This window comes from Mesorhizobium sp. M2A.F.Ca.ET.067.02.1.1, from assembly GCF_004023285.1.
Lineage (GTDB): Bacteria > Pseudomonadota > Alphaproteobacteria > Rhizobiales > Rhizobiaceae > Mesorhizobium.
In genome coordinates, this window is sequence record NZ_RZSB01000466.1 from 1 (window position 1) to 4,843 (window position 4,843).

The window sequence follows — 4,843 nt, forward strand, 5'->3', positions numbered from 1 at the left end:
CCCCCGCCCTTGGAGAGCTGCGGCGGGACGGCAAACCGATCGCGCTCGGTCAAAAAGGCGCTGCGCTCCTCGAGGCGCTGCTCAAGGCTGAGGGCGGTGTCGTCAGCAGGCAAGAATTGATGGATAGCGTGTGGCCTGGCATGGCGGTGGAGGAGGGAAACCTCTCCGTCCAGATCGCCACCCTGCGTAAGCTGCTTGGAGTCGACCCGGACGGCCGCGAGTGGATCGCGACTGTACCGCGGATCGGCTACCGCATGCTGACTTCGAGGCGTGGCGAGGACATGGTTGCGCTTCCCGCACAGCCGGCACTTGCCGTGCTGCCCTTCGAGGGCCTTGGTGGCGATTCCGAGCCGGACTGGTTCGCCGACGGCGTGGTCGACGACATCATCACCGCGCTCAGCCGTTTCAAGAGTTTCGCGGTGATCGCCCGTAACTCCTCGTTCGTCTACAAGGGCCGGGCCGTAGACGTGCGGCAAGTGGCGAAGGAACTCGATGTCCGCTACGTCCTCCAGGGCAGCGTGCGGCGTTCGGGCGACCGGCTCAGAATCACGGCCCAATTAATCCAAGGGAGCACCGGCGCGCATCTGTGGGCGCAGAACCTCGATGGCGCCCTCGACAACGTGTTCGATTTCCAGGACAGGATCACAGAAGCGGTCGCAACCGTGGTCGGGCCGGAGATCGAATGGGCCGAGATCGAACGTTCGCGGCGGGAGCGGCCCGGAAGCATCGCCGCCTATGACGTCTATCTTCAGGCACGGGCCAAGATCCTGTCGGAATCCAAACGGGGGAATGCAGAAGCCTATGCCCTTCTGACACAGGGCCTCGCACTTGAGCCGGACAATCCCCAATTCCTGGCTCACGCAGCCTGGGCGCTAGAACACCGCATAACGATGGGCTGGCCGCCGTTCGGGCCCGACGACAGGGAAAGATGCGCAGACTTCGCCCGGCGCGGGCTGGAACATGCGGCCGGCGATGCGATAGTGATGACGCATTGCGCCATGGCGCTGCTTCAGGTCGTCAGAGACTACGACTGGGGCATGGCCGTCCTTCAATCCGCGGTTGACGCCAACCCCAACAACCTGACGGTCGTCACTTCGGCGGGCGTGGGTCATCTCCATTGCGGGAGCGTCGAGGACGCGCTTGCCTGTTTCCACCGAGCGAACCGGCTGATGCCTCGCGATCAAATTGCGCATATAGCGCTCTGCGGAATTGCCCATGCGCATGTCATTCTCGGTAACTATGAAGAAGCGCTGGCGTCGGCTTCCCGTGCGCTGGCCCGCAATCCGAACTTCGACGCCATGCTCTGGATGTTGGCCGCTGCCGGCGCCTATCTCGGGCGCATGGACGAGGCCCGCCGATTTGTCGAGGCGCTGAGCAAGCTCTCTCCAGGCGTTACGATCGCGACGATCAGAGCGGGCCAGCCTGCCATGATCCCGGAGCGGATCGGCGTCGTGCTTGAAGGGCTGCGGCTGGCCGGCCTTGAAGAGGGATAATATCTGATAGCGCACCTTTGATCGGCAAGCACTTCGCCGGAAATCCCTTGCCCCCAATGCACATTACGGCGCCGCATATTGGATACTGATCGCTGCAACATGTTTCTTGGCGGTGAGCCGGCGCGGGAATTGCTGGCGCGGGCAGCCTCGGTTTCTCATATCTTTTTAGAATTTTTTACACTCGGCCAAAGGAGCCAAACGGTCCCTCTGGCGCAAAGTGCCCCTCGTTAACTTCAGCATTGAACCGAGGGGCTCAAATGTCACCGTTGATGATCGTCTCGCTCGATCAAGGCAAGATCTACGGGCAAAAACCTTCTGTGGATGAGTTGCATCGGCGGCTCATGGCGACCGGATTGGCGCAAGGTGGCTCGTTGCTCGCTGGAGCCATGCTTGTACCCGGCCGAGCCGCTTCCCGGCTTTTCACACCATTGTCCAGGTTCCGAGAAACAGTCACCGGCTTCGCGCGCCGCTTGGAACTGGCCTCCTCAAAGGAGCGGCGGAGATGGATTGTCCGCCGGAGCGCCTCCCCGTCGGAAATTACCGGTCGCACTAAGCCAGCCCTTTCCGGCCCATTCTCTATCTGACTTTGTCCTTAGCGCGACCGGCCGATAGAGGCGGTCATGCGTCGCTGGAGGAAACGCCATGAGCCTGGTGGATGCGAACGGATTCCAGGTCGGGCTGGCGCTCGGCATGGCCTCGATGGCCTCGGTCGGACCAAACAACCTGATGATGATCCGCGAGGGCCTGCTGCGCGGACGGGCGATATTCGTGGCAAGCCTGGTATGGGGCACTTACGTCGCGCTGATCTCCGCCTCTTACCTGCTGGGCGGCTCGATCGCCGGGCTCGATCCGGCTGTCCGCACGGCCCTCTCCTGGCTTGGCCTCGCGGCAGTGGCATGGTTCGCGCTGCAGTCCTTCCGCGCCGCCTCCGCCGCCGGTGGCGTCGAGCAGCGTTCCGCACACGCCGAGAGCGGGCGCTCCTGTCTTGCCCGCGTCATGGGCGTGGTGTGGATGAACCCGCTGACCTATGTCGAGTTGCTGCTCGTGCCGGCGGCGCTCGGCCAGTCCTTCGCCGCCGGCCGCGCCAGGCTCGAATTCGTCATGGCGCTGATCCTGATGGCCGCGCTCGCCTGCTACGGCTACACGCTGGGTGGCGGCCTCATGGCTTGGCTGCTTCGAAACCGCGCTAACCTGCGCATCTTCGATCTCATCTCGGGCGTCATCCTCACCGCCGTCGCAGTGACGATGGCGGCGGGGCTCGTCAGCCGATGAATGCGCTCGCAAGCGCGGCGCAAAGCTTGGCATTATCTTCGTAGGTGACTAAACGTGCAACGCTACAGGGAGTTCATGGGAGCAATCACCCACGTCGAGTATGACGCCGGGCGCGGCGTGTTCGAAAGCGTCGTCGAAATCCATCCATTTATCATCGCCGCTGGTATGGCCGACGAAACGGCGGCCGATCCGTGGACCGACAACGCCCCGGGCGGCGAAGCAGGTTCGGCCGTACGTGGATTGGCCCCGATAGCGAGCCGCGGAGTCAGCCGCTAAACTGCCCGCCGTCACGCGAACAAACTTGAGTCAGATGTTGCGGCTTCCCGGCTTGATAGCGGGAATGGCGGCGAGTTCCGGCGGCAGGCGGTCGGCAGGATAGGCCGGCACCTCATATTCGGCGAGCGCGACCAGCGGCACGCCGACATCGGTCTTGCCGGCCGAGCGGTCGATGATGCATGCGGCCGCGACGACCTCCGCGCCGATCTCGCGCAGGCAGTCGATTGTCTCGCGGATCGACAGGCCGGTGGTGACGATGTCCTCGACGATGACGACGCGCGAGCCCTTGGCGATCTCGAAGCGGCGCAGCCTGAACTCGCCCCCTTCCCGCTCGACCCAGATGGCCGGCGCGCCGAGGTGGCGCGAGGTCTCATAGGCCGGGATCAGGCCGCCAATGGCCGGGCCGACGACATAGTCGATCTTTCCGGGCACGCTTTCCCGGATCTTCTCGGCCAGCGCCTTGCACAGGCGCTCGGTCTTGTCGGCATGCATGAAGACGCGGGCCTTCTGCAGGAAGACCGGGCTGCGCAGGCCGGACGTCAGGATGAAATGACCTTCGAGAACGGCGCCGGCCTCGCGGAAAATGCCCAGCACTTCGTCAGTGTTCATTTGGTCCCCCGTTCAATCTTCATCTAGCCATTGACGCGCCGCGCGTCGCTGACGCTCGAATTGTCCTTGAGCTGCGACAGCAGGCGGTTGAGGTGCTTCAGGTCCCAGACTTCGAGATCGATCAGCATCTCGGTGAAATCGGGCGCCGTGCGTATCATGGACAGCGTGTGGATGTTGGCGTCGTTGGACGCCACCACCTGGGCGATGTCGGCCAACGAACCAGGCGCGTTGATGGCGGTGACCGAGATGCGCGCCGGAAAACGTTCCTTGGTGCGTTCGTCAATGTCCCAGCGCACGTCGATCCAGCGCTCGGGCTGGTCGTCGAAGGCCTGCAGCGCCGGCGACTGGATCGGATAGATGGTGACGCCGGTTCCAGGCTGGATGATGCCGACGATGCGGTCGCCGGGCACGGCGCCTTCCGGCGCGAAGCGCACCGGCAGGTCGCCGCGCACGCCGCGGATCGGCACCGCGCCGTCGCGCGGCTGGTCCTTGCCCTTGCGCGCGGCCCGAGTGCCGGGCATCTGGAACAGCATGCCGGCGGCGTTGCGGATCTTCGACCAGCCTTCCTCGCGCTGCTTGGGCGGCGCGACCGTGACGCGCTCGTCCTTGTAGTCGGGGAAGACCGCTTTCATGACGTCGGTTGAGCTCAGCTCGCCGCGTCCGACGGAAGCCAGAACATCCTCGATATCCTTGCGCGCCAGCCGGTGCAGAACCGGCTTCAGGCTCTCCTTGGTGAAGGTCTTGCCGGCGCGCTCGAAGGCGCGTTCCAGGATACGGGCGCCGAGACCGGAATATTGCTTGCGGATCGCGTTCTTGGTGGCGCGGCGGATGGCGGCGCGCGCCTTGCCGGTGACCACGACCGATTCCCAGGCGGCGGGCGGCACCTGCGCCTTGGAGCGGATGATCTCGACCTCGTCGCCATTCTTCAATTCCGTCATCAGCGGCATGATGCGGCCATTGACCTTGGCGCCGACACAGGTGTCGCCGACATCGGTGTGGACGGCATAGGCGAAGTCGATCGGCGTGGCGCCGCGCGGCAGCGCGATCAGCATGCCCTTGGGCGTGAAGCAGAATACCTGGTCCTGGAACAGCTCCAGCTTGGTGTTCTCGAGGAAATCCTCCGGATTGTCGCCCTCGGCCAGTTGCTCGATGGTGCGCCTGAGCCAGGCATAAGCGTTGGTCTCCTTGGAGAT

General features: G+C 64.3%; 5 protein-coding genes. 3 read left to right on the plus strand and 2 right to left on the minus strand.

What is annotated here, in order from left to right; all coding sequences use genetic code 11:
* Positions 1-17: 17 nt before the first annotated feature.
* The 3 genes from EOA28_RS25165 (at position 18) to EOA28_RS25175 (ending at position 3,041) form a co-directional block, all read left to right on the plus strand.
* A complete protein-coding gene (locus EOA28_RS25165; RefSeq protein WP_245501590.1) occupies positions 18-1,493 on the plus strand; it encodes a winged helix-turn-helix domain-containing protein in 1,476 nt (491 codons plus the stop codon).
* Positions 1,494-2,135: 642 nt separating this feature from the next.
* The gene (locus tag EOA28_RS25170) at positions 2,136-2,765 is read left to right on the plus strand and encodes a LysE family transporter (RefSeq protein WP_126078317.1); all 630 of its coding nucleotides are present in this window, start codon (positions 2,136-2,138) and stop codon (positions 2,763-2,765) included.
* 54 nt (positions 2,766-2,819) lie between these two features.
* Positions 2,820-3,041, plus strand: coding sequence for a hypothetical protein (locus EOA28_RS25175; RefSeq protein WP_126078318.1), 222 nt, complete (start codon positions 2,820-2,822; stop codon positions 3,039-3,041).
* 30 nt (positions 3,042-3,071) lie between these two features.
* Here the strand turns inward: EOA28_RS25175 and pyrE are convergent, their stop codons facing one another.
* Together pyrE and EOA28_RS25185 are read right to left on the minus strand one after the other, a co-directional pair.
* The gene (pyrE, locus tag EOA28_RS25180) at positions 3,072-3,650 is read right to left on the minus strand and encodes an orotate phosphoribosyltransferase (RefSeq protein ID WP_126078319.1); all 579 of its coding nucleotides are present in this window, start codon (positions 3,648-3,650) and stop codon (positions 3,072-3,074) included.
* 23 nt (positions 3,651-3,673) lie between these two features.
* The coding region (locus EOA28_RS25185; RefSeq protein ID WP_148670842.1) for a RelA/SpoT AH/RIS domain-containing protein at positions 3,674-4,843 on the minus strand (1,170 nt) is incomplete at its 5' end.